The following is a 24,131-nucleotide window of genomic DNA, read 5'->3' as shown; positions in this document are numbered from 1 at the left end:
TGCTCGCTAGCTACTGTTTCTGCTTTGCAAGCACCGCATATTTTTCAAATTTAAGGTTAATTGAAGACTTAAAAAAATATTAGGCGGAGTTTCTGCTGGCATTGATATTTCCAAAAAGGGAACGTACGACCAGCTTCTCATAAAGTTCGGAAAGGGGATCCCCCTTTTGAATTTGCATCAGTGCAAACTGCTGGATAGTAAGTAGGGGTAGGACCATTTTTTCTCTCATGCGCACCGATTTTCTAGAGAGTGGCTCGTCCTGCTGCAAAATGGTCTGGCCGGTTAGTTCCAGCATGAGTGTTTTGGACAGCTCGTATTCTTCATACAGGATATTCCAAAAACCCCCATACACCGGATCCTTTTTCATATAGGAAGTAAGCGGAAAGTAGGATTTGTTCATACTCATCATAGAATTCAGTACCAGGGTTCTAAAAAACGCGCTATTTCTGTAGAGTTCCTTCAACTCCTCCATGTGTCCGGCTTCTTTTAGGGCTCTGAGGGCTGATCCAAATCCGAAATATCCCGGAACATTCTGTTTGAGCTGGGACCAGGACCCTACAAAAGGTATGGCCCGTAGATCTTGAAAATTCAGTGCCTGCGCTCCCCCACCTCTCTTGGAAGGCCGCGAACCTATATTGGTCCTGCCGTAGTACGGAAGTGTACTTCGGTTTTCCAGATAAGGAACAAAAAGGGGATGGTTCTTTAGCTCCGTGTACTTCTTAAAGCTAAGTTCCGATAACCTGGATATAAGTTCCCGCTGCCGGGAATCTAGCAGTGCTTTAGGGCTTTGGGAGAGTCTGCTCTCCATGGCAGCTGCAAGCAGCTGCCCAAAATTATACTGGGCCTGTAAACGGTTGCCGTACACGCTAGTGATGGTCTGCCCCTGAATCGTAAGTTCGATTCTGCGGTTTTCAATGGTGGGTCCCTGGGAGGCATAGAAATCATGGGTCTTACCACCGCCTCGGGCGGGAGGGCCTCCTCTGCCATCAAAAAACACCACCTGAATTCCAAAGCGCCTCGAGACTTCGGTAAGAACCTCCTTGGTACGGTAGATTTCCCAATTGGCGGTTAAATAGCCTCCGTCCTTGGTACCGTCCGAGAAACCGAGCATAATGGTTTGCTTGGCTCCACGTCTTGTTAAGTGGGCACTGTAGAGTGGATCGCTATAGAGAGACTCCATCACTAATGCAGCATTTTCCATTCCTTCCATGGTTTCAAAGAGTGGAACAATATCTATGTCAATTTCGGCCGAAGAATAGCCCTGCAAAAGGAAAAATCCATATACATTTTCCACGTCCCGCTTGGTAGTCGCATTGGAAATGATGTAGCGGTGCAGACCCTCAATTCCGTTCTCTTTCTGAATATCGCGCACTGCTTCCACCATGGCGAGCGTATCTTGCGCGGTAGTACTTAACAGCCCGTGGGTCACTTTTCCCCCTTGATCCAAAAGGGCCGATAGGGAAAACTCCTGGGGTTGGTATCCCGGAAGGATTTGCCTTAGTATTTCATCCATTACGCTCTGATGCACCCTGCTGTCCTGCCGTATATCCAGGGTAGCGAAGTGCACTCCAAAGAGTTCGACACGGTCCCGTAGATCCTCTAGCAAGTTCAGGAAAAGACCGTTATGGTCTTGCCTAATAACCTCCATAGCCCCTTCTATATGGCCCATCAACAGCGGAGTGTCCACCTCTTCCGTACTTGTGGTAATGGCCTTATAGAGCAAATTACTAAGTACCGTGAGTTTTTCTTCCACTCCACGGAAGGTTAGACGGCGTCTGATTTCCTTTAAATGGTTATAGTAGGACTTAAGAACGGCCAGTTTGAGTTCTTTTGCCACCTGGCGGGTGATTTCAGTGGTAACAAATGGATTTCCATCCCGGTCCCCTCCGGGCCAGAAGCCCAGTTCCAAGGGTCTATGAAGAGTGATGCCGCGATGCTTGCATCTCTCTTTTAGGGTGGTGTACAACTGCCCAAGTGAGTCGTAGTACACATACCGTAGGTAATAGATTATACTAAGGGCCTCATCGAGTGGCGAAGGCTTGGTCTTATTAACAAATGGGGTCTTGCCTAATTGCTGCAAAAGCATATCGATCTGCGCTATATCATCCTTGGAAATAGCGCTGCGAAGGTCGTGCAGAATCCTTTGTACGGCATTGGGATAAAATTGCGTAGGGTGCGCGGTAAAAACCACGCGCACACCAAGCCCTTTGAGCTTATCCTCTGGGAGATGTTTGTCGTCCAGTAGTTTTTCCAGATCCTGGTAACTGCCCTTGGGGTGCAAATCCTCAAAGGCGGCATCCTCAATGCTGTCAAAAAGCACCACCTGGCGTTCGATATACTGTACTAGCTTAAAGAGAAGTTCTATACGTGCTTTGGAATCGCTAAGCGTGGTATGGCTCGTAAAGAATTCCTCCATAATCTCTTCCGGACTCTGTCCCTTCTCATAGCCCGTACGGCTCTCTTCATAAAGGAAGGGCAAGAGCATTCCGATATTGGTCATCTTATCGTACGGAAGACTCATGAAAAGAGCGTTGTAAATCTGGTATTTGTTTTCAACGTTTTGCCTGAAAACATCATTTAAAGAAGCGTTTTGCATCTAACAAAGTTACTAATCTCTTACTGAATCCTTGGCAAATCCACGAGGTTATTTTTTTATCTATTGGTGCGCTGAATACAGTTATTCTGGTGCATATACCTTCATTCTATGTGACTAAAGTCACCTTGGTCCTTGAGGGGATTCTTTACCTTTGTTATACAAATTACAACAGCATGAAAATACTAATCGTCGGAGGAGTAGCGGGAGGAGCTACCGCAGCGACCCGCCTAAGAAGGCTAAGTGAAGAAAACCAGATCATTATCTTTGAACGCTCCGGTTATGTAAGCTTTGCAAACTGCGGGCTTCCCTACCACATCGGAGGAACGATATCGCAAAGAGATAAACTGCTGCTGCAGACTCCCCAGAGCCTTAAGAGCAGGTATAATCTGGATGCGCGCGTTCGCTCCGAGGTAGTATCAATTGATAGGGTGAACAAGTCAATCGAAGTGAAAAACCTTGAGACCGGAGCGCACTATACGGAAACCTACGATAAACTACTGCTCTCCCCTGGGGCCGATCCCATACGTCCTGCTTTCCCCGGGGTACAGCACCCTAAAATACTCTCGCTTCGTAACATCGAGGACATGGACCGCATTATAGAATCCACTAAGCAAGAGAACGACTTTGTGGTCGTTGGAGGAGGTTTCATCGGTCTGGAGGTGGCCGAGAACCTTATAGAAAAAGGCAAGAACGTTACTTTAGTGGAACTTTCCCCTCAGGTCATGGCTCCGGTGGATATCGAATTTGCAAGCTTCCTACACGAAAAAGCGCGGGGCAAGGGTCTTAAGATTCTACTACAGACAGGAGTCGAGCGTTTTAATGCTACGGGAGAGGGACTTGAAGTGACGCTCTCTAATGCTCAGACTCTCCAGGCTGGTGCAGTAATCCTTGCCATTGGCGTACGTCCTGAAAATACGCTTGCCAAAGCAGCTGGCCTTGCCGTAGGAGTGACCGGAGGAATAGAGGTCAACCGCTACCTTCAGACCAGTGATCCGGACATCTACGCAGTAGGAGACGCTATTGAGGTGAAACAACTGGTAAGTGAGCAGCCGGTGCTGATTCCTCTTGCCTGGCCTGCTAACCGCCAGGGAAGACTTGTGGCGGACAACCTACTATACGGCAATACGCACGAATACCAGGGCACCTTGGGTTCCTCCATACTTAAGTTCTTTGAACTTTCCGTTGCAGCCACCGGGCTAAATGAAAAAATGCTCAAAAAACTCCACATCCCCTACCAAAGTATAATAATTACCAAAGGACATCATGCCGGTTACTACCCGGGAGCCAAGGATATGGTACTTAAAGTGCTGTTTGACCCGAAAGGTGCGATTTTAGGTGCACAGGCTGTGGGTGAAGAGGGAGTGGACAAACGCATTGATATCATTGCCACCGCGATGCATGCTGGGCTCAAGGTGCAGGACCTTCAGGAGATTGAAATAACCTATGCCCCACCGTTCAACTCCGCAAAGGACCTTATCAATATAGCGGGCTATGCAGCAGAGAATATCCTTAATGGGACTCTAAAAGTCATAAACCACCATGCACTCTGGGACTACCAAAAAGCAAACGACGCACTTCTTATAGATGTGCGAACCAAAGAAGAATTTTCCCGAGGCCATATTCCGGGGGCAATAAACCACAACGTAGATGAGTTGCGCGCGCTTTTGCCTACATTGGACCCTAGCCGGAAATATATTATCTATTGCCAGGTAGGCCTTAGAGGCTACCTAGCCAACAAGATTCTCTCCAACCATGGCTTTGACACGGTGAATCTGCAGGGAGGATACCATCTATGGAATAAACTCTATCCACAAAACAATTGATCAATGCACGAGAAAAACAACAAGAGTAAAAGCTGGATTCGTAAAAATATAACCAATATACTCTTTGGCGCATTTGCCCTTACTATACTGTTCGTACCGCAGGCCAAGTCCTGGTTCATCCGCCAGGTTGCATCCACGGGTATTATGAATGCTTCCTTAAAGGAAAAAGGAGAATTCCCGGCCGCAGATTTTTCCTCGGTGGCCTTTACGGATGGCCAAGGGAAAAACTATACCCTTGGGGAACTTCAAGGTAAAGTGGTGTTCATTAATTTTTGGGCTTCCTGGTGTCCACCGTGTAGAGCCGAATTTCCTTCCATCGAGAAATTCTACTCAAAATATAAGGAAGAAGAGAATTTGGTGTTTCTAACGGTCAATATGGACCAGGATCCAGCGCTAGGTAAAGCCTATCTGGAAAAAGAGCATCTTAGTGTTCCCTTTGTACTTCCGGGGGGCGATATACCTTCCGAGCTGTTTGAAGGTGCGCTGCCTACCACACTACTTCTGGATAAGGAGGGAACTATACGTATGCGTCATACCGGAGCGGGAGATTACAGCAAAAGTTCTTTCTACAGTAAGGTAGAGCAGCTGCTAAGAGAATAATACAATTTCTGCTTCTACATTGGGTCCGCTTCCTTATTTAGGTAGCGGATTTTTTCTGTGCTTTAAGGCATTGTGCCATAGATTTATCCGCCAAATATTAGTTCCACTCTTTTTTGGAGTCTTGCACTCGGGTACTTTAAATTTTGATCCGAAACGATTCCTAAAGCCAGCTCCCTCCTATAGCTACGGGGGCCTAGATCCCTCGCGCAGCTTTGAATAGGGAGCCTTAACCTATCTTCAGTCCCGAAAGTTACGCTCTACTTGTGTTAGTATATTTCCAAAAAAGCTCCGTTCCCACAAAGTGGAAACGGAGTCTAATAGGTTAATAGGCTACGTTATGGTCTTAGCAACTGGAGCAGCTCCCATTCTCATCGGAGATTCCCATTTTCCCCAGGATTCTCTCCAAAAGACACCACCGGGTAAGGGAGGATTGAAGAAGGTTGAGTCCTACAAATGCGGTAAGGAAAAACCAATTTTCATTGACCCAGTACCCTAGCGATACACTCAGTAATACCATGGAGCCGGCCACGGCCCGGATAATTCTTTGTTTCATAATTTTTTTAAATATATAAGTTATTAAATATGCGCCTCGGCATGTAGTACGGCCAGATGCAGGCGGGATTCAAATTGTTGGCTTGCATTGAACTGCTCCACTTTCTGCATCAACAGAGAAACCTGGTCCCCCAGTGCAAACACCATAAAGAGTACGGAATCTTGCTCTAAGGCTCCTGCAGAGAACCAATTTTGGTCCGATGCAGAATCCTGTAGGTTTTTGTATCCGCTTACTGAGGTTAATGTATAGGCCAGAATTCCTGAACTGCGAAGCAGTTTTTTAGTATGGCTCTCAAATTCTTTGATGGCTGTTAGAACGATAATTTTCATAATGGTAGATTTTTTTAGTAATCCGGGCCCACTACAGACCCGGATAGAATAATTAAGAATTTGACTTTTCAGAATCTTCCAGCGCATTTGTACTTGTAGATTCCCACTTGCTTTTCTCAGTCATATAGTAAATCAGAGGCACAAGTACCAAAGTGAGTACCGTGGAGACTATCGCTCCAAATACTAGCGAGATGGCCAGCCCTTGAAATATAGGGTCAAAAAGAATGATCACGGCACCTATTACCACGGCACCAGTGGTGAGAAGGATCGGTGTGGTACGCACGGCTCCGGCATCGATAATGGCCTGCTTCAAAGGCACTCCTTCTTGGAGCCGGATTTCGATAAAGTCAATAAGCAAAACCGAGTTACGAACCATAACCCCTGCCAAGGCGATCATACCAATGAAGGACGTAGCTGTGAAAAAGGCCCCAAGCATCCAGTGACCCAGTACGATTCCAACCAGTGACAGCGGTATGGCAACCATCATTACCACTGGGGTTTTAAAGTTTTGGAACCATCCCACAATGAGCATATAAATGATGATAATAACCACAGCGAAGGCAATTCCTAAATCACGGAATACTTCCAGGGTAATCTGCCACTCCCCGTCCCATTTCACGGTATAGTTACTCTCATCGGTGGGTTGGCCCAGATAAAGCTCATCAATTCGGTAGCCGTTGGGCACCTTGATCGTCTTTAGTTTCTCTTCCATTCCCAAAATGGCATACGCCGGACTTTCCAGTTCTCCTGCCATATCGGCAAGGACATAGACCACGCGTTTTTGGTCCTTTCTGTAGATACTCTGCTCTAGGGTACCACGCTGGATATCCACCAGATCACTAACCGGTACGGATCCTCCATGAGGTGTTGGAATCTTTAGTGCACTGATTTGCTCGATAGAGGATTTCTGTGCATCGGAAAGTTTCATAACCATAGGTACCGACTCACTGGATCGGGGATCGTACAGGGTGGAAAATGGGGCCTGAGAAAGAAGGTAGGTAAGGTTGCCCACAATTTGCTGCGGAGCAATACCATTAAGCATGCTTTTTTCTGTATCCGGAACAAGTTTAAACTCCGTCTGAGCGTCCTCTACCATCCAGTCCACATCCACAACGTCCTGCGTAGTACTTAGTATTTTTTTAAGTTCCGATGCGATACGTGTCTGCTCCCGATAGTCCGGTCCATACACCTCTGCTACAATGGTGGAAAGTACAGGGGGCCCGGGTGGTACTTCCACCACTTTGATATTGGCACCGTAGGGTTTACCTATTTTTTGTACTATAGGACGTATACGCTTGGCAATGTCGTGTGACTGAGCGTCGCGCTCTGACTTACCCAGAAGATTCACCTGGATATCTGCGGTATTGCTCGCTCCACGCATGTCGTAGTGGCGTACAAGCCCGTTGAAGGTTATAGGTGCAGACGATCCCACATAGTTCTGAAAATTATCGACCTCAGGCACCTCCCGTAAATACTGTGCAATCTCGGAGCTCACCACTGCGGTGCGTTCCAGTGAGGTTCCCTCCGGCATGTCAATAACGATTTGGATCTCGTTCTTGTTATCAAAAGGAAGCATCTTTACTGCAACCCACTGTGCAAAGAAGGCAAATACCGAAATGAGAAGCAAAGCCACGGTCACACCTAGAATAGTCCAGCGCTTCACCTTGTTTTCCAGTAAAGGCTGCTCGATCTTTTTATACCAGCGGTAGATAAATCCGGTTTGAAGGCCCTCTTGCTCTTTATGCTCCTGCTCCTGCTTTACTTTAAGTAAATGGAAACCCAAATACGGTGTAATGGTCAGGGCTATAAAGAGGGAAAGCAGCATCGCAATGGAAGCCCCTATCGGCATGGGAGACATATAAGGACCCATCATTCCGGACACAAAAGCCATAGGCAGTATGGCAGCAATAACGGTAAATGTGGCCAAAATGGTAGGGTTACCCACTTCATTAATAGCATAAATTGCTGCCTGATGGAAAGGTAATTTTTTCATATGAAAATGCCGGTGCATATTCTCAGCAATGATGATACTGTCGTCCACCACTATCCCCACTACGAATACTAGTGCAAACAAAGTGATTCGGTTGAGCGTGTAGCCCAGAAAATAGTAACTGAACAGGGTGAGCGCGAAGGTAAGCGGTACGGAAAGGAATACCACAAGGGCCCCTCTCCAACCCATGGCCAGCATCACCAGAAAGGTCACTGCCACAATAGCTACTGCCAGGTGCAGAAGCAGTTCCGATACTTTATCGGAGGCTGTTTCACCATAATTTCTGGTAACCTCCACATGTACCTCGTCCGGCAGTAGGTTTTTCTTTAAGGATTCTACCTTTACCAGTATCTCTTCAGATATTTTCATGGCGTCGGCACCTTTCACCTTTGATACCGCCAGGGTTACTGCCGGATACTGGGATGGTGCGGTTTGAAGTTTTTCAGAACCCTTACCAAATCCAAGACTTACATAATTAAGAGGTGCAGAGGCGCCGTCTTTGATGGTAGCCACTTGCCGTAAATACACCGGCATGTTCTGGGTGGTTCCCACCACAAGGTTCTCTACTTCTTCTTTGGAGCTTAGAAAATTCCCGGTCGTGAGTAAATACTCCGTGTCGCTGCTTACAAAACTTCCGCTTTGTGAACTGGCATTACTGGCTTTGATCATCTGCATCACACCAAGTGGGTCTATTCCCGCTTCTGCAATTTTTTCGCGATCAATCGTTATTTCTAGGGCGCGCGGTGTACCGCCAATGGTCTGGGTCAAGGATACGTCCTTGATTTTTTTCACTTCCGAGGATAGCTCCTCGGTCATTTGCCGAAGTTGGTAGTGGTCGTAGGAATCACTCCAAAGCGTCAGGGAAAGCATCGGTACATCATCAATGGAGCGTGTCTTTACCAACGGTTCGGAAACCCCCTGAGGAAGAACCATCCGGTTCTTCATTAGTTCATCGTACAGCTTTACATAAGAGCGTTCCGTATCTTCACCCACCAAGAACTGCACAATAATCATCGCTCTTCCGTTCATGGCCATGGCATGTACATGCTCTACTCCTTTGATGTTTGAGATCACCTTTTCCAATGGTTTGACCACTCTGTTTTCTACTTCCAAAGGGGAAGCTCCGGGGTAGGCAACCATGACATCTGCCATAGGCACTATGATCTGGGGCTCTTCTTCTCTAGGGATGAGCGTGGAGCTGTAAAGACCTATAATGAGAAGGGCTGCCATTAGTAGGACCGTTAGCTTGGAGTTAATAAAAAACTCCGCAATACGTCCTGCAAAACCTTTATCCATAATTAGTTGTTTTTTTTCGTTGCTATGGTATTTATACCGTTATTAATAGGTGACTTTTGCGCCATTGTAGAGTCTGGAAGAACTACCCGTTACGTAGGGCTCCCCTTGCCGTAGACCCGAAAGAATTTCTATTTGCTCCCCAAAGGTTGCTCCGGTGCGCACCCAGCGCAGTACGGCCGTTTTCTGCTTGCTTACCGTATAAATTCCGGTAAGCTGGCCTTGCGTTACCAAAGCGCTTTTGGGAACTACCACCGTTTCTTGAAAATCCTGCGTAGTCTTAGAGGAACGCTTGAAAGGAAATTCCGCACTCACGTACATGCCAGGCAGAAGGTCTTTATTCTGGGCCACATTAATCTTGACCATATACTGTCCCCCGGTACTAGTGGAAGAAAGTCCCACTTCACCTACAGTACCACCTACCTGTGTACCGGTGGACTTCACTTCGACCTTCACAGGCATACCCGGTTTGATTAGTGTGATCTCACCTTCAGGAAGAAGCACCTGAGCCTGTAGATTGCCGGAGCTTTCTATCGTCAGCATAGGCATTCCTGGTGAGGCAAGGTCTCCCTGTGAGACATACTTGGCGGTCACCACGCCCGAGATGGGCGAGGTGACATTAAGATAGCGACTGTTCGCATTAACCTCGTTTTTCATCATCGAGGCGGCCTGAAGTCCTGCTTTTGCCATTTCAAAACGCGCCTGCATCTCATCAAGCTCCTTACGCGAAGCGCTTTGATTTTCGTATAGATTTTTAAATCTCTGGTAGTCTTTTGCTGCTAGGTTGTAGCTGGCCTGAGCTTGAGCAATTTGCGCCGAAGCCTGACCTGATTTAGCCTGAATGTCAGCGCTAGAAATGGAAGCAAGGCTCTGACCGGCACGAACGTAGTCCCCTACTTCTGCCCTTAAGTACGTAATGTGACCCATCATACGGGTGGAGATATTGACCGACTGCTTCGCGATTAATTTACCACTTGCGGTGGCAAATCCTATTTGATCGGAAGAGGAGGTCTTGTGTAAACGGACCTTAATGGGTTTTTCCTGTGCTGTTACTTTTTCCTCCTCAGTACAGGAAAAAAGAAGTGTGGAAGAAGCCAACAGTAGGGCTAATGATAATGTGTGAAATTTCATTGTTTAATTGCTTATTGGGTTATAGGTTCGTTAAGTAAAAAGTCAAGATGTGCCACGGCACGGTTATAATGAAAGGTAGATTCTACCAGTGCAAGTTGTTTTTCAGAAACCATCGTTTCGGCGCCGAGTAGATCGGTTGCTTTTTCCAGTCCCTGGTCGTATCTGTTCTTGCGAATACGGTAGGCTTCCTCACTTTGCTCCAGCGCCTTTTCTGCAAGTTCTACGCGGGCCATAGATTCGTCAATCTGGCGGTAGGCTTTGCGAAGCTCCATGCTGCTTTTTTCCAAATACTGCTCTAACTCTAAGGACTTACTGAATTTCTGGGCGGCCAGTATCTGGCTCTGTGCGTGCGACTTCTTAGCATCAAACACATTCCAGCTTACTTGTACTCCGACCAAATAGCCATTCGCATCAAATTGGTACGGTTTGTCGTCGTATAGTTCAAAACTTCCAAAGGCATTAATGCGGGGAAGAAGTGTAGCCTGCGAGGCTTTAATCATATAATCAAAGGAACTAAGGGCTTTTTGCTGTGAAGTGATGTCATTTCTCTCCAAGGGAAGTGTGGTGGGAGCAATGAGTTTGTTGTCAAGGGACAGCTCTTCCGAAGGTTTTAAAATACGCCCCTTTGGATTCTCACCCATAACGAAGAACAGGTAGTCTGAGGCACTTTCCACTTGCGCCTGGGCACTTTTTAGTTGGGACTCAATCCCGCTTTGGCGTACTTCCATTTCCAGAAGCTCGGTCTTTTGAACCATACCGTTCTTAAAGTAATTAGCCACCACAGCTTTGTTAGCAAGAACTGTGGAATAGGCCTGCCGCAGAACTTTCTCCATGGCATAGCTCATCTGTAGCTGCATATAGGCATTTCGTACTTCAAGATCGACATACTGCCTGCTGCGTGTGCTGTAGTCTTTTAGAGCCTCTACCCGTATTTCGCCTGCCTTCTTTTGGTAGAGCGCATCTTTGTTAAATAAAGGCTGCTGCACTTCTACTTTGGTGGTAAAATTGAAGATGCCGTCGGGGCTGTTAAGCTTGGAAGGATTAAAATCTTCCATTTGTACCCGTTCTTGATTTAATTTGGAACCAAAAGCCATGAGAGGGTTATTGGTATGGGTACCTGTGTAGGAAACTTCCACATTGGGAAGATAGGCAGCACGGCTTTTAAGGAGTTCTGCCTGCGCCTCTCCGACTTGTGCCTGAGAACGAAGAAGTTCAAAGTTTTTATTCTGTGCCGTAGCGCGCAGTTGCTTTAGTTCCACAGAGAGAGTATCCTGTGCCGATAAAGATGCTGCAGCATAGAGCAGTAGTAAAGAAAATAGCGGTCGATTCATAAGGTAGATAATTTTGATGCAAATCTACCTTGACAAATTGCCCCGGTGCGTAACTCAAGTTACATACGCTCCGGCATAAAAAAAACGGCCACAGGCCGCTAGCTACTACAGTCTTTATCTAAAGACATGGAATGGGAGATCACATCCGGCGGACTGCCAAACATTTCGAGACCATTTTGCTGCCACTTCACAAGCCCACCCCGTACATACCGCACGTTTTCAAATCCCCGCTCCCGCATAAAGCGCGCTGCGGTTTGACTGCGTAGTCCGTTATTACAGAAAAGTACAATAGCGCGGCTTTTGTCTAAGCTGGGTAGTGCCTGATCAAATTCACTGAACGGCATGTTCTCAAGTCCCTCAATGCTAGATCGGTAGGTATTGTATTCAAACTTTTCGCGCACATCCAATAGTAGTGTACCAGCAGGTAACTGACTTATCGTGGTGGGGCAAATGCTGTGTTCCATAGCTAAATTATAACGTACTAAGTAATTTAATCTGATTTCTATAGAGAAGAACCCTTCCCTGGTTTTCTAGTTTTTTAAGCATCCGGCTAATCACTACGCGTGAACTCGCCAGATCATTAGCGATCTGTTCGTGCGAAATAGTAAGAACGGTCTTTCCCGTAGTTTTTGAACGTTCTTTAAGATAATTCAAAAGTCGTATGTCCAAACTGTTAAAAGCGACCATGTCCAGGGCACGTAGTACTTCATAGAAGCGGCTTTGCATTGTAGACATAACGAAATTTCTCCAGCTGCTGTACTGTTTCATCCACTCTTCCATATGTTCGACTGGAATGAGCAAAAGTTTGGAATCCTCCTCAGCCTGCGCAAGAATCTGACTTTTTTGCTGCTGCATACAACAGGTAAACGTCATGGCACAACTGTCGGTACTGCTAAGATAATACATAAGCAGTTCTTTGCCGTTTTCCTCAACCATGGACACCTTAAGGGTACCCTCCAAAACGATAGGCATAAAAACAATAGGCTGCCCCGGAGAAATTACGATCTGCCCCTCCTTTACTTCTTGAAGCCTTCCCACCTTAAGTATTTGATCAAATAATTCAGGCTCGAAAAGGGGCTGAAGAAACTGCTCTATTTCCATTAATGCAAAAATACACAATTTTACCATTGATTGTAATGGCCCGCGCTCGCAAGCAATGTGTCTACTGCGTAAAGAACTATGAAGCGACGATAGATTATAGTATAGTTATAGTATATACATAAGGGCTAAGGAAGTTCTAATAGAAAGTACTAATGGCAACGATATCCTACGTAGACTAATGGCATGTCTTAGAAGTTTGTTAACTTTGATAAAAAATCAGACAATGCTAAATTTTGAGTTTAAAAACCCTACCAAAATTCATTTTGGAAAGGATACTATTTCTAAATTAACCACTGAGATTCCACAGGATAAACGCATCCTACTTCTTTACGGTGGCGGAAGTATAAAATCCAATGGTATATACGAAAAGGTCCTGGATGCACTCTCAGGGCACCAGGTCGTAGAATTTGGGGGCATTCCAGCCAACCCCGAATACAGTATACTACTTCAAGCACTAGATCTTATCAAAGAAGAAAATATCGATTTTCTTCTTGCTGTAGGGGGTGGATCGGTAATAGACGGTACAAAATTCCTGGCTGCAGCGGCTAACTACGACGGGGAACCTTGGGAAATCCTAACCAAACCTGTACGCACGTTCGAAGGTCAGGCGCTTGCTTTCGCCTCCGTACTTACCCTGCCGGCGACGGGATCGGAGATGAATTCCGGCTACGTAATATCCCGACGTGAAACCCAGGAAAAACTCTCTTCCGGAGGACCCGGCCTTTTTCCTGTCTTCTCTATCCTGGATCCCGAAGTGGTACGCTCTATTCCTCAGAGACAGATCGCCAATGGTATTGCGGATGCATACACCCATGTACTGGAACAGTATATGACATACCCCGCTGGCGCACTGCTTCAGGACCGCATCTCGGAAGGCATCCTACTTACCCTCCAAGAGATAGCACCAAGCTTACTTTCGAAAGAATTTGATTATACCGCCGCATCCAATTTCATGTGGTCGTGTACCATGGCACTCAATGGTCTTATTGGCAAAGGCGTTCCTACTGACTGGGCCGTACACGGTATGGGACACGAGCTTACTGCTCAGTTTGGAATCGACCATGCGCGCACCCTTGCAATTGTGGCCCCTTCCCACTACAGGTATAACTTGCAGACCAAAAAGGATAAACTTGCCCAGTATGCCAAGCGGGTTTGGGACCTTTCTGGAGACGATACCGAAGCACTCGCACTACAAGGCATAGAGAAGATGGAGTCTTTCTTTCACAGCCTGGGTATTGACACCCGGCTCTCGGAGTACACAAAGGACTTTGAGGGCGCGGCAGAAAAAGTAAAAAGCGCCTTTGAAGCTCGGGGATGGAAAGGACAAGGTGAATACCGGAAACTAACTCCCGAGGACGCACAAAAGATCGTCGCAATGAGTTATTAACACTTAAAAAAAGTAAAGCCGGAAATCCTACGAATTTTCCGGCTTTTTTTCTGTTTGATCCTATTTTTTTCGCTTGGCCTTGCTTTTGGCTTTTGCCTGCGCCCTGTTGGCACCTGGCTTGGATTTTGGCACCTTCCTTTTACTTGGGCCGCCCAAATTGATCTTACGGTTTTTTTCCTTCTTCTCATGAAAGGCCCCTCCTCCTTCGGTAATTTTTACCGTATGGGCATTTTTCATCTTTACCTCATCCTCTTCAGAGGCGATTTTTTTAGGATCGATTTTCACTTCCGAAGGTAACGGCTCCATGGCTACCTCCTTGTTCATCAGCACCTCAATTTCTAAGAGCAAAGGTTCTTCCTTTTTAGTCACAAAGCTGATGGCTTTCCCGTCCTTATCTGCCCGTCCGGTACGTCCTATACGGTGAATATACTGCTCGGGAACTTCCGGAATTTCAAAGTTAATTACGTGGGTTATATTGGAAATATCCAGACCGCGCGCCATAATATCAGTGGTTATCAGACCGCGGATTACTTCAGTTTCAAATTTCTCAAGGGCACGAAGTCGGTAGTTCTGCGATTTATTGGAGTGGATTACATCGAAACGTTCCGGAAGTGCTTCCTCTATCTTAGTGAAGAGAAGGTCTGCATGCTTTTTATTGTTCGTGAAAACAAGAACTTTCGAAAGCTCCTCCTGGGTCTTGAGTAAATGAAGCAAGAGGTTGAATTTGGTATTAAAATTCACTACACTGTATGCACTTTGGTGGATTTTCTCCAGCGGTGTACCGGATTTTGCAAGGGATATCTCCACGGGTGAGGCAAAATACTCCTCCAGCATCGCATCGACCGCTTCGGTCATCGTGGCGGAAAACAGTATATTCTGACGCTTGGGGCGCATCATTTCAAAAATATGGGTAAGTTGCGGTCTAAATCCCAAGTTAAGCATCTCGTCGAATTCATCTATGATGAGTTTTTGGACTTCCTTCAAAGAAATCGCATTGTCGATGGCAAGATCCATCACCCGACCGGGAGTGCCTACCAAAATATCACAACCCTCATTGAAAAGTAGTTTTTGGGTATTTATGTTCTTTCCTCCATAGATACCTATTACGCGCGCCGTGAGGTTTTGCGTGAGGTTTTCTAATATCTGAGTAACCTGGACTACAAGCTCTCTGGTAGGTACCAAGATAAGGACGGTGGGATTGCCTGTTTTATTGTAGGCCCATCCTTTAAGGACTGGAAGAAGATAGGCCAGCGTTTTTCCTGTACCGGTCTGGGCAATGCCCATGATATCCCTTCCAGAGAGAATGGGACGGAAACTTTTTTCCTGTATGGGTGTGGGCTCAAATAGGTTAAGATCTGCAAGAACGTCTAGTATACGCTCGGGAAGTTCAAAATCGGCAAAGGTTAATTTCATACGAGTGGGTGTTACAGGGCCTTTGAAAGCCTGTGCAAAGATAGTTTTTTTCAAATGGAAGCTTTTATCTTCCCCATCACCATGAATTTCTGCCAAAAATGCTAATTTTAAGGATGAAAATTCCCGCCCTACTATTAATAACTTCATTGATGCTCATTCAATGTTCTAAGGAGAAAAATACGCCTTCCCTTGATCAGGCCCGCAGAGACTCGGATTCCATAGGAATGGAATCACAAAGTAGGAAGGCACCTAAACCACTAGATGAGTGGCTCTCCTACTACAGCAAGGAAGGTGCATCGTTTGCCTTGGAAGATTTCAGGATGTTAAGTAAGGACTCATTGCAACTACTTCCTACGGGTAGTTCGGTACTGTATGAACCCGAATTCGATTCGCTTTATGCTTCTACCCTGATCTACAATTCATCTGGTACTTCTTATCTGGATATTGACAGTTACCTGTGGCGTATTGCCAGAGACTCGAGCCTCTCCTTTGAGGCCGATCAGGAAGTAGTTCTTGTAGATACTGCTGAGAAGACCAAACACCGGTTGGCATACTTCGGGCCGTCATACCGGATTGAGGAGGCGTATTTTGAGAAAGATTCTGTAGTGATGTTGCTGGGCAACAGCTATGAAAATGTTCCTTTTTACTTACGAATTTCTCTAAAGGACAAGACCAGTATCTACTACCAATTACCCGATACGTTAGAGGTAAAAAGTAATTATTTGGAACAGCGCTTAAAGCGAAAAGGCATTAAATTTAAAACCCCATAAAAAAGAGCGGCCGGAGTATCTCCGGCCGTTAGAATATACTTGAATATTGTTCAATTAAATATTTGTAAAACAATAAATTACACTAATTAATTAAACTATTTATTTAAGCTTTTCCTTTAGATTTTTCAGCATATCTTCTGTCATTTCCTCCAGTCCGTACTTATACGTTAAACCCCAATCTTGACGTGCTACGGAGTCATCAATAGAGGCAGGCCAACTATCTGCAATGGCCTGACGAAAATCCGGCTGGTAGGAAATGGTAAATCCCGGCTGCTTCTTTTCAATAGCAGCAGCCAGCTCTTTGGGACTAAAGGACATTCCACCGAGATTGTAGGAAGTGCGTACGCTCAATGCATCTTTCTCTGCTTGCATGAGTTTCAGTGTGGCTTCAATGGCATCTTCCATATAAAGCATAGGCATGAAGGTGTCTTCCGTTATGAAGCTCGTATAGGAATTCTCTTCGATGGCTTTGTAGAAAATTTCCACGGCGTAGTCGGTGGTACCTCCCCCTGGGGGTGTTTTATAGGAGATAAGGCCTGGATACCGTATACTTCGTACATCCACTCCGTATTTGTCGTGGTAGTACTCGCACCATTTTTCGCCTGCCAATTTGGATATACCGTAGACGGTCGTAGGATTAAGCACTACATCCTGCGCTACGTTTTCCTTTGGAATCCCTTTTCCAAATACAGCAATTGAACTTGGCCAGAATATTTTTGAAAGCAGACCTTCGCGTGCCATCTCACAAAAATTAATAAGAGGTTCCACGTTGAGTTTCCAAGCAAAAAGGGGCTGCTTCTCTGAGGTACCTGAAAGCAGTGATGCCAGGTGGTACACTGTGGTGATTTCGTAGTCTTTCACTATTTGACGTACTAATTGGGTATTGGTCACGTCCATACGTTCGTAATAACCTGCGCTGGTTAGATTCTGATCGTACCGATCCAAACCGGAAGCCACCACATTTTCACGTCCATGTATTTCCACCAAGCGGTTGGTTAACTCGGTTCCGATTTGACCTAGTGCCCCGGTAATGAGGATTTTCTCTGTAGCCATAAATAGTTTATTCGTATAGACACAAAAATAGCAAATTTGACCGCTTAATAAAAGGATTGTGTACATTTGGACAAAAATATATCCATGAAATTCCTGTTTTTATTCTTGCTTCTCTTCGCTACTGCCCTCCCCGCACAGGTAGTACCCTATCCTACTATTAAAGAACTTCGCGTACACAACAGAGGCATGGTGGTTTCGGCTCATCCACTGGCAAGTGAGGCAGGAGCACTAGTATTACGTCAGGGAGGAAATGCATTCGATGCAGCGATAGCTACACAGTTTGCCCTGGCTGTAGTATATCCACAGGCTGGAAATCTCGGTGGCGGCGGATTTATGGTGGGACGTACTGCATCGGGCGAAAACTTGGCTCTGGACTTTCGTGAGACTGCACCGGGGAAAGCCCACGCCGATATGTACCTTGACAGTAACGGCCGTGCCCAGACCGATCTTTCTCAATATGGCCATTTGGCAGTCGGAGTTCCAGGGACTGTGGCAGGTATTTTTGCTTTGCACCCCAGAGCACAGCTTTCAATGGACCAACTTATACAACCCGCCATTAAACTGGCTAAAAACGGCTTTGCTATTACCGCTAGGGAAGCTGCCCTTTTAAATTCCCATCAGAAAGAATTCGCAGCACTCAACACCTCTTCAAATGCTTTTGTTCGACCTACGGCATGGGTAGAAGGAGATATCTTAGTTCAGAAGGACCTTGCAAATACCCTGGAGCGTATCGCACGTAACGGAAAAGAAGAATTTTATACGGGTACTACGGCAAAACTCATCACAAAAGAAATGCAAAGAGGTGGAGGTATACTCTCGCTACAGGACCTTGCACTCTACCGACCATTATGGCGAAACGTCCAGCAATTTCACTATAGGGGCCATCAGGTACTCACCATGCCTCTTCCTTCCAGTGGCGGCATCCTTTTGCACCAAATGCTTTCGTATATTTCAAAAGAAGATTTTAACGGTATGCAGTTCCATTCGCCCCGTGTGGTGCATACACTCGTGGAGGCAGAACGCAGGGCATTTGCAGACCGCGCCGAGTACATGGGAGATCCAGCCTTTATTAAAGACCCCAGTGCACTTCTTACCAGTGAACAGTACCTAACTCAGCGCTGGAAATCGTTTGATAGTGCAGTAGCCACCCCTAGCGCAGCAGTAGGGAAAGTGGTACAGCCGCTAGAGGAGAGTACAGAGACCACCCACATCTCCATCTACGACGCCTTGGGTAATGCAGTATCTCTTACCACTACCCTTAATGGTCTGTACGGAAGCAAGGTTGTGGTGGACGGCGCAGGTTTTTTTCTCAACAACGAAATGGACGATTTTTCCATAAAGCCCGGCGTACCTAATATGTTTGGAGCGGTAGGAGGAAAGGCCAATGCGGTGGCGCCTGGAAAGCGGATGCTTTCCTCCATGAGTCCCACCATTGTGGTAAAAAACAACAAGCCTGTGGTTATTGTTGGAACTCCTGGAGGCACGACCATACCTACTTCGGTATTCCAAACATTGGTGGCATTACTGGATTTCAAAATAGATCCGGGACGCGCCTTACATCTACCTAGATTCCACCACCAATGGCTTCCCGACAGCATACTGTACGAAGAGGGTCTCTCCCTAGAACTCCTACAGGATCTGAAAAGCAAACAACATGCGTTAAAGAGCACCAGCCAAATTGGCAGAGTAGAACTCATCGTGATTGGACCAACCGGAGAGGTGCACGGCGTGGCTGACCCCAGAGGGGACGACTCCATAGCTTACCAATAAGAAAAAAGCTTCAAAAGATTAGCTTAAAACCCTTAGACTTTTAGGTTGCACCTCCACCTCTACCGGAGATTTGATGGACTGGTATTCCCCATCAATATGCCATTTACTGGAATTGACTTTAAAACGAATTTTCGAGACGGAGAGATACCGTACGTATTTGTCCTGGCGCAAGGTCCGGGTAAACATCCGGTAGGTAAAGAGCGCTGAATAGAATGTGGGAAATTTCTTAACAAGTACCACATCCACCAACCCGTCCGTACTATTGGCATGGGGCGCAATATAGGCATGGTTTCCAAACTGGCGTGTATTGGCCAGATTAAGCATTAGGTACTTGCCGTTGCAATCGGAATATTTAGAATCCAGAAATTCGATTCGCACGGGACGATAAACAAAGAATGTCTTGAGCGCAACCTTAATGTAGTTAATAAATCCGCGCTCGGTTCGCTCGAAGCGTCGTACCACACTTCCATCAAATCCTACCCCCGACACATTGATTGAAAGCCTTCCATTGACAGTAAAGGTATCCATTCTATGCGTTTTGAATTCCTGTATTCTGGAAAGCAGACTTTTAAGGTCGGTAGTAAAATTCGTTTCATTGGAAAAACCATTTCCGCTGCCCGCAGGAAAAATTGCCAGCACCTTATCCGTATGCACTAAATGCCGTGCGACGGTGGAGATGGTACCGTCTCCTCCTACGGCGACGTATACCTGGACCGTTTCCTTGGTCTCTTCGATAAAACGAGCCGTGCCTTGTATCGAATCGGAAATATAGATAAGTGGATTTTCCCACAAAGTTTCCAGTTTCTTTATAAATCCCTGGTAGTTACCGCCTGCCGAAAAAGGGTTAATGATGAACGCTGCCTGAACCATAGCCGATAAAGGTACGAAACATTCAAATAATTTTCTTGGAGCTTACGCACAAAAAAGCCCTCCTTTTTCGGAGGGCCTATAGTGTTTGGTGCGCCACTAAACGTCGATGCGCGCATATTTGGCATTTTTCTCAATGAATTCCCTCCTTGGAGGTACTTCGTCTCCCATAAGCATGGAGAATACCCTATCGGCTTCCCCTGCATTGTCGATGGTGACTTGCTTCATAATGCGGCTTTCCGGATTCATCGTAGTCTCCCAAAGCTGCTCGGCATTCATTTCACCAAGACCTTTGTATCGTTGTACTTCCACACCTTTTCCATCGGCAGAAAGCTCTCTCGTACGGTCCTCACGGTCCTTTTCGTCCCAGGCATAAAACTTTTTATTACCTTTCTTTACCAAATAAAGTGGCGGTGAGGCAATATATACATACCCGTGCTCTATCAGCTCTTTCATATAACGGAAGAAGAAGGTTAGGATAAGGGTGGAAATATGCGATCCATCGACATCGGCATCGGTCATAATAACTACCTTATGGTAGCGAAGCTTATTTAAATTCAACGCTTTGCTGTCCTCCTCAGTACCTACCGATACCCCCAAAGCCGTATAGATATTCTTTATCTCATCATTGTCGTACACTTTATGAAGCATCGATTTTTCTACATTGAGGATCTTACCACGAAGCGGTAAAATCGCTTGGAAGTGGCGGTCTCTCCCTTGCTTGGCAGTTCCGCCAGCAGAGTCCCCCTCCACAAGGAAAATCTCGGAAATAGCAGGATCCTTCGAAGAACAGTCGGCCAGTTTACCCGGAAGGCCCGACCCGCCCATTGGGCTCTTACGCTGCACCATCTCACGGGCCTTCTTAGCCGCCTGACGGGCCTTTGCCGCAAGAACTACTTTCTGGACAATCTGTTTGGCTTCCGTAGGGTTTTCTTCCAGGAAATTCGAAAGCATCTCGCCTACAATCTTGTCTACCGCACCAGAGACTTCGGAGTTACCGAGTTTGGTCTTGGTCTGGCCTTCGAACTGAGGTTCCATTACTTTAACCGAAATCACCGCAGTGAGTCCCTCCCGGAAGTCGTCCCCAGTCACCTCTACTTTCTCCTTTGCCGGAATTCCTAGCTCGTCAGCAAAACGCTTCAGGGTACGGGTAAGGGCTCTTCTAAACCCAGCCAAATGGGTTCCTCCCTCGTGGGTATTTATATTATTAACGTAGGAATGCAAATTTTCATTGAAGGAAGTATTGTAGCGCATTGCCACTTCCACGGGAATATTGTCGCGCTCCCCTTCCATGAAAATCACGTTTTCCATTATGGCTTCACGATTTCCATCAATATATTCTACAAATTCTTTAAGCCCTCCTTCCGAATGGAACAGCTCCGTCTTATACGAACCGTCCTCCTCACTTTGGCGCTCGTCCTTAAGGGTAATGGTAATCCCCTTGTTCAGGAAAGCAAGCTCGCGTAGACGCGTTGCCAGCGTATCGTAATTGTATTCAAGTTCTTGGAAAATGCTGCCGTCGGGCTGAAAGAAAACTTCTGTTCCGCGCTCCTCAGTAGATCCGATTTGCTTCACATCCGCTAATGCAGCTCCTTTGGAGTACTTCTGCTCGTATACAGCACCGTCCCTTTTCACTGTGGCTATTAGGGAAGTTGAGAGTGCGTTCACACAGGATACCCCCACACCGTGTAGTCCACCGGATACTTTATAGGAATCCTTGTCGAACTTACCTCCGGCACCAATCTTGGTCATCACCACCTCCAAAGCAGATTTCTGCTCTTTCTCGTGCAGATCCACAGGAATACCTCGTCCGTTGTCCTTGACAGAAATAGCATTGCCTTCGTGTATTGTAACTTCAATACGGTCGCAGTGCCCCGCAAGTGCCTCATCAATGGAGTTGTCCACTACCTCATACACCAAATGGTGTAGTCCTCTCGTACCCACATCTCCAATGTACATGGAGGGGCGCATACGTACGTGTTCAATTCCTTCAAGTGCCTGTATGCTACTGGCTGTATATTGCTTTTGGCTCATAACTAAAAATGTGTTTTAAAGGGAACAACCCTGCTTCTTTACATTAGAGAAACGGAGTGTAAAGCCCCGTTTCAAAGACTAGCAAATATCGTAAAAAAATACGGAATTTGAAAATTTAAAAGCAGCTATTTCTAGCGAAGATACCCAAGCTCCGAAGCCATAATATACCCGCTTTCAATATACTATATTTCAGTATGTTACACTTGCTTTTAACGTGCAAATCACGGTATATAAAAAACCCGGAAAAGACGCATCTTTTCCGGGTAGTACCCTACACCTAACTCCAGTGGGTATATCATGAAATTTCTTATTCCAATTGGACCCTTTGGGGTTAGAGTTTTTCCATGACCAACTGGTCGTTAATTTTCTGAATCTTTATCAAGGCATTCTTACTAAGAGCCTTTGTGGCTTTGTCCCATTTCTTCCCAGAGAGTTGTGCCTGGGCTTTAACCTCTTCTAAGGTCATAGGCTCCGCCTGGGAGTCAAGTACCGTTAGAATCACCTTTTCGTCCTCTCCTAGCTCCACTGCCAATGCTTGTTTCTCTGGTTTCATTTGAGGAAAGAAGAGTACTTCCTGGATGGAGGGATTATTCGTTAGGAACATGATAAGTCGGTCCATACCAATTCCAAGTCCTGAGGTCGGTGGCATTCCGTATTCCAGGGCACGAAGGAAATCTTCATCGATAAACATGGCCTCGTCGTCCCCGCGCTCGGAGAGCTGCAGCTGCGCTTCAAAACGCTGACGCTGGTCGATCGGATCGTTGAGCTCCGAGTACGCATTGGCAATTTCTTTTCCACATACCATTAATTCGAAACGCTCTGTAAGACCCGGCTCGGTCCTGTGTTTCTTGGTAAGGGGAGACATTTCCACGGGGTAGTCGGTAATGAAGGTAGGCTGAATGAAATTGCCCTCACATTTTTCTCCGAATATCTCATCGATGAGTTTACCTTTCCCCATGCTCTGATCCACTTCTATCCCTATAGATTTTGCAAAATCATAAAGTTCTTTCTCTGTTTTGCCTGTGATGTCAAAACCTGTAAAGCGCTGAATGGCCTCGGTCATAGACACGCGTGGATAGGGCGCTTTCCAATTAATGGTATGCTCCTGAAACTGGGACTCGGTACTTCCATTGACCTGTAGTGCGCAGAATTCCAACAATTGCTCGGTGAATTCCATCATCCAATGGTAGTCCTTATAGGCCACATAAATTTCCATTGCCGTAAATTCCGGGTTGTGTGTGCGGTCCATTCCCTCATTGCGGAAGTTCTTGGAGAATTCGTAGACACCGTCAAAACCACCTACTATCAAACGCTTCAGATACAGTTCGTTGGCAATTCGTAAGTACAATGGAATATCTAATGCATTATGGTGCGTAATAAAAGGCCTGGCGGCTGCGCCCCCAGGAATGGACTGAAGTATAGGGGTCTCCACTTCAAAATACCCAGCGTCGTTAAAGAAAGAGCGCATCGCATTGAATAGTTTGGTTCTCTTTACGAAAACCTCTTTTACTTGAGGATTTACCGTAAGATCCACATAACGCTGGCGGTAGCGTAGTTCCGGATCGCTGAAGGCATCGTGCACTACTCCATTTTCATCCGTCTTTGCACTTGGCAGTGGGCGTAGGGCCTTGGCTAAAAGCGTGAAATTCTCCACCTTAACGGTACGCTCCCCCACTTGGGTCATAAAGAGCTCACCTTCAACGCCGATAATATCACCTATATCCAAAAGGTGCTTATAGATTTCATTATACAGTTCCTTGTCCTCTCCAGGACAAATCTCATCCCGGTTAAAATAAAGTTGAATACGCCCGGTAGAATCCTGCAGTTCGGCAAAACTGGCCTTTCCTTGGATACGTCGCGACATAAGCCTTCCCGCGATCTTTACCTTACTGCCTTCCTTAAAATCTTTTTCTATCTGTTCGGTAGAGTGCGAAATTTTATATTCGGCAGCGGGAAAAGCCTCAATACCTCGTTCCGAGAGCTTGCGTAGTTTTTCTCTGCGTATTATTTCCTGTTCTGATAATGCCATTTTTCGTTAAATTTCAAGCTGCAAATTTAGGGATTAAATATTACTTTTTGCCCTAATGGAA

At 46.1% G+C, this 24,131-nt stretch carries 18 protein-coding genes; 5 read left to right on the top strand and 13 right to left on the bottom strand.

The genetic code is table 11. From position 1 onward, the window contains the following. Positions 1-79: 79 nt before the first annotated feature. Complete coding sequence (locus tag IC612_RS00960; protein WP_194738295.1) at positions 80-2,596, bottom strand: phosphoenolpyruvate carboxylase; 2,517 nt, start codon at positions 2,594-2,596, stop codon at positions 80-82. 173 nt (positions 2,597-2,769) lie between these two features. On the opposite strand from IC612_RS00960, the gene IC612_RS00955 reads away from it, so the two are divergent. Both IC612_RS00955 and IC612_RS00950 read left to right on the top strand, forming a co-directional pair. Then, positions 2,770-4,419, top strand: coding sequence for an FAD-dependent oxidoreductase (locus tag IC612_RS00955; RefSeq protein WP_194738294.1), 1,650 nt, complete (start codon positions 2,770-2,772; stop codon positions 4,417-4,419). A 3-nt stretch (positions 4,420-4,422) separates the two neighbouring features. Next, a complete protein-coding gene (locus tag IC612_RS00950; RefSeq protein WP_194738293.1) occupies positions 4,423-5,019 on the top strand; it encodes a TlpA family protein disulfide reductase in 597 nt (198 codons plus the stop codon). Between the two features lie 343 nt (positions 5,020-5,362). On the opposite strand, the gene IC612_RS00945 is transcribed toward IC612_RS00950, so the two are convergent. The 7 genes from IC612_RS00945 to IC612_RS00915 all read right to left on the bottom strand — a co-directional run bounded on the left by IC612_RS00945 (position 5,363) and on the right by IC612_RS00915 (position 12,747). Further along, entirely contained in the window at positions 5,363-5,572 is a 210-nt protein-coding gene (locus tag IC612_RS00945; RefSeq protein ID WP_194738292.1) for a YgaP family membrane protein, read from the bottom strand. Between the two features lie 23 nt (positions 5,573-5,595). Beyond that, positions 5,596-5,901 (bottom strand): hypothetical protein, encoded by a 306-nt coding sequence (locus IC612_RS00940; protein ID WP_194738291.1) that lies wholly within the window; start codon positions 5,899-5,901, stop codon positions 5,596-5,598. A gap of 52 nt (positions 5,902-5,953) precedes the next feature. Then, the gene (locus IC612_RS00935; protein ID WP_194738290.1) at positions 5,954-9,187 is read right to left on the bottom strand and encodes an efflux RND transporter permease subunit; all 3,234 of its coding nucleotides are present in this window, start codon (positions 9,185-9,187) and stop codon (positions 5,954-5,956) included. Between the two features lie 42 nt (positions 9,188-9,229). Next, complete coding sequence (locus IC612_RS00930) at positions 9,230-10,315, bottom strand: efflux RND transporter periplasmic adaptor subunit (RefSeq protein ID WP_194738289.1); 1,086 nt, start codon at positions 10,313-10,315, stop codon at positions 9,230-9,232. Between the two features lie 11 nt (positions 10,316-10,326). Further along, the gene (locus IC612_RS00925; RefSeq protein ID WP_194738288.1) at positions 10,327-11,646 is read right to left on the bottom strand and encodes a TolC family protein; all 1,320 of its coding nucleotides are present in this window, start codon (positions 11,644-11,646) and stop codon (positions 10,327-10,329) included. A gap of 98 nt (positions 11,647-11,744) precedes the next feature. Continuing rightward, the gene (locus IC612_RS00920; RefSeq protein ID WP_194738287.1) at positions 11,745-12,110 is read right to left on the bottom strand and encodes a rhodanese-like domain-containing protein; all 366 of its coding nucleotides are present in this window, start codon (positions 12,108-12,110) and stop codon (positions 11,745-11,747) included. A gap of 7 nt (positions 12,111-12,117) precedes the next feature. Further along, positions 12,118-12,747: a Crp/Fnr family transcriptional regulator gene (locus tag IC612_RS00915; protein WP_194738286.1), complete on the bottom strand. Its 630-nt coding sequence runs from the start codon at positions 12,745-12,747 to the stop codon at positions 12,118-12,120. Between the two features lie 223 nt (positions 12,748-12,970). On the opposite strand from IC612_RS00915, the gene IC612_RS00910 reads away from it, so the two are divergent. Beyond that, on the top strand, positions 12,971-14,134 hold the full coding sequence (locus tag IC612_RS00910) for an iron-containing alcohol dehydrogenase (RefSeq protein ID WP_194738285.1): 1,164 nt from the start codon (positions 12,971-12,973) through the stop codon (positions 14,132-14,134). A 60-nt stretch (positions 14,135-14,194) separates the two neighbouring features. Here IC612_RS00910 and IC612_RS00905 read toward each other — a convergent pair whose 3' ends face one another. Beyond that, on the bottom strand, positions 14,195-15,547 hold the full coding sequence (locus tag IC612_RS00905) for a DEAD/DEAH box helicase (protein WP_194738284.1): 1,353 nt from the start codon (positions 15,545-15,547) through the stop codon (positions 14,195-14,197). Positions 15,548-15,660: 113 nt separating this feature from the next. Here IC612_RS00905 and IC612_RS00900 point away from each other — a divergent pair, with 113 nt between their 5' ends. Further along, positions 15,661-16,317 (top strand): hypothetical protein, encoded by a 657-nt coding sequence (locus IC612_RS00900; protein WP_194738283.1) that lies wholly within the window; start codon positions 15,661-15,663, stop codon positions 16,315-16,317. A gap of 99 nt (positions 16,318-16,416) precedes the next feature. Here IC612_RS00900 and IC612_RS00895 read toward each other — a convergent pair whose 3' ends face one another. After that, entirely contained in the window at positions 16,417-17,370 is a 954-nt protein-coding gene (locus tag IC612_RS00895) for an NAD-dependent epimerase/dehydratase family protein (protein WP_194738282.1), read from the bottom strand. Positions 17,371-17,454: 84 nt separating this feature from the next. Here IC612_RS00895 and ggt point away from each other — a divergent pair, with 84 nt between their 5' ends. After that, complete coding sequence (gene ggt, locus IC612_RS00890; RefSeq protein WP_194738281.1) at positions 17,455-19,140, top strand: gamma-glutamyltransferase; 1,686 nt, start codon at positions 17,455-17,457, stop codon at positions 19,138-19,140. Positions 19,141-19,158: 18 nt separating this feature from the next. On the opposite strand, the gene IC612_RS00885 is transcribed toward ggt, so the two are convergent. From IC612_RS00885 to lysS, 3 genes are all read right to left on the bottom strand, one after another. Further along, positions 19,159-20,010, bottom strand: coding sequence for a diacylglycerol/lipid kinase family protein (locus tag IC612_RS00885; protein WP_194738280.1), 852 nt, complete (start codon positions 20,008-20,010; stop codon positions 19,159-19,161). 96 nt (positions 20,011-20,106) lie between these two features. Continuing rightward, a complete protein-coding gene (gene gyrB / locus IC612_RS00880; protein WP_194738279.1) occupies positions 20,107-22,041 on the bottom strand; it encodes a DNA topoisomerase (ATP-hydrolyzing) subunit B in 1,935 nt (644 codons plus the stop codon). 331 nt (positions 22,042-22,372) lie between these two features. After that, positions 22,373-24,070 (bottom strand): lysine--tRNA ligase, encoded by a 1,698-nt coding sequence (lysS, locus tag IC612_RS00875; protein ID WP_194738278.1) that lies wholly within the window; start codon positions 24,068-24,070, stop codon positions 22,373-22,375. Positions 24,071-24,131 lie beyond the last annotated feature (61 nt).

This window comes from Planobacterium oryzisoli, from assembly GCF_015354315.1.
GTDB classification, from domain to species: Bacteria; Bacteroidota; Bacteroidia; order Flavobacteriales; family Weeksellaceae; genus Planobacterium_A; species Planobacterium_A oryzisoli.
This window is presented reverse-complemented; position numbering and strand designations above follow the sequence as displayed.

Excerpts from the sequence above, each read along its gene's own strand:
- IC612_RS00945 (WP_194738292.1), bottom strand. The coding sequence starts at position 5,572 with ATGAAACAAAGAATTATCCGGGCCGTGGCCGGCTCCATGGTATTACTG.
- IC612_RS00910 (WP_194738285.1), top strand. The coding sequence starts at position 12,971 with ATGCTAAATTTTGAGTTTAAAAACCCTACCAAAATTCATTTTGGAAAG.
- IC612_RS00935 (WP_194738290.1), bottom strand. The coding sequence starts at position 9,187 with ATGGATAAAGGTTTTGCAGGACGTATTGCGGAGTTTTTTATTAACTCC.
- ggt (WP_194738281.1), top strand. The coding sequence starts at position 17,455 with ATGAAATTCCTGTTTTTATTCTTGCTTCTCTTCGCTACTGCCCTCCCC.
- IC612_RS00900 (WP_194738283.1), top strand. The coding sequence starts at position 15,661 with ATGAAAATTCCCGCCCTACTATTAATAACTTCATTGATGCTCATTCAA.
- gyrB (WP_194738279.1), bottom strand. The coding sequence starts at position 22,041 with ATGAGCCAAAAGCAATATACAGCCAGTAGCATACAGGCACTTGAAGGA.
- IC612_RS00885 (WP_194738280.1), bottom strand. The coding sequence starts at position 20,010 with ATGGTTCAGGCAGCGTTCATCATTAACCCTTTTTCGGCAGGCGGTAAC.
- IC612_RS00940 (WP_194738291.1), bottom strand. The coding sequence starts at position 5,901 with ATGAAAATTATCGTTCTAACAGCCATCAAAGAATTTGAGAGCCATACT.
- IC612_RS00930 (WP_194738289.1), bottom strand. The coding sequence starts at position 10,315 with ATGAAATTTCACACATTATCATTAGCCCTACTGTTGGCTTCTTCCACA.
- IC612_RS00960 (WP_194738295.1), bottom strand. The coding sequence starts at position 2,596 with ATGCAAAACGCTTCTTTAAATGATGTTTTCAGGCAAAACGTTGAAAAC.
- IC612_RS00895 (WP_194738282.1), bottom strand. The coding sequence starts at position 17,370 with ATGGCTACAGAGAAAATCCTCATTACCGGGGCACTAGGTCAAATCGGA.
- IC612_RS00905 (WP_194738284.1), bottom strand. The coding sequence starts at position 15,547 with ATGAAATTAACCTTTGCCGATTTTGAACTTCCCGAGCGTATACTAGAC.
- lysS (WP_194738278.1), bottom strand. The coding sequence starts at position 24,070 with ATGGCATTATCAGAACAGGAAATAATACGCAGAGAAAAACTACGCAAG.
- IC612_RS00925 (WP_194738288.1), bottom strand. The coding sequence starts at position 11,646 with ATGAATCGACCGCTATTTTCTTTACTACTGCTCTATGCTGCAGCATCT.
- IC612_RS00920 (WP_194738287.1), bottom strand. The coding sequence starts at position 12,110 with ATGGAACACAGCATTTGCCCCACCACGATAAGTCAGTTACCTGCTGGT.
- IC612_RS00955 (WP_194738294.1), top strand. The coding sequence starts at position 2,770 with ATGAAAATACTAATCGTCGGAGGAGTAGCGGGAGGAGCTACCGCAGCG.
- IC612_RS00950 (WP_194738293.1), top strand. The coding sequence starts at position 4,423 with ATGCACGAGAAAAACAACAAGAGTAAAAGCTGGATTCGTAAAAATATA.
- IC612_RS00915 (WP_194738286.1), bottom strand. The coding sequence starts at position 12,747 with ATGGAAATAGAGCAGTTTCTTCAGCCCCTTTTCGAGCCTGAATTATTT.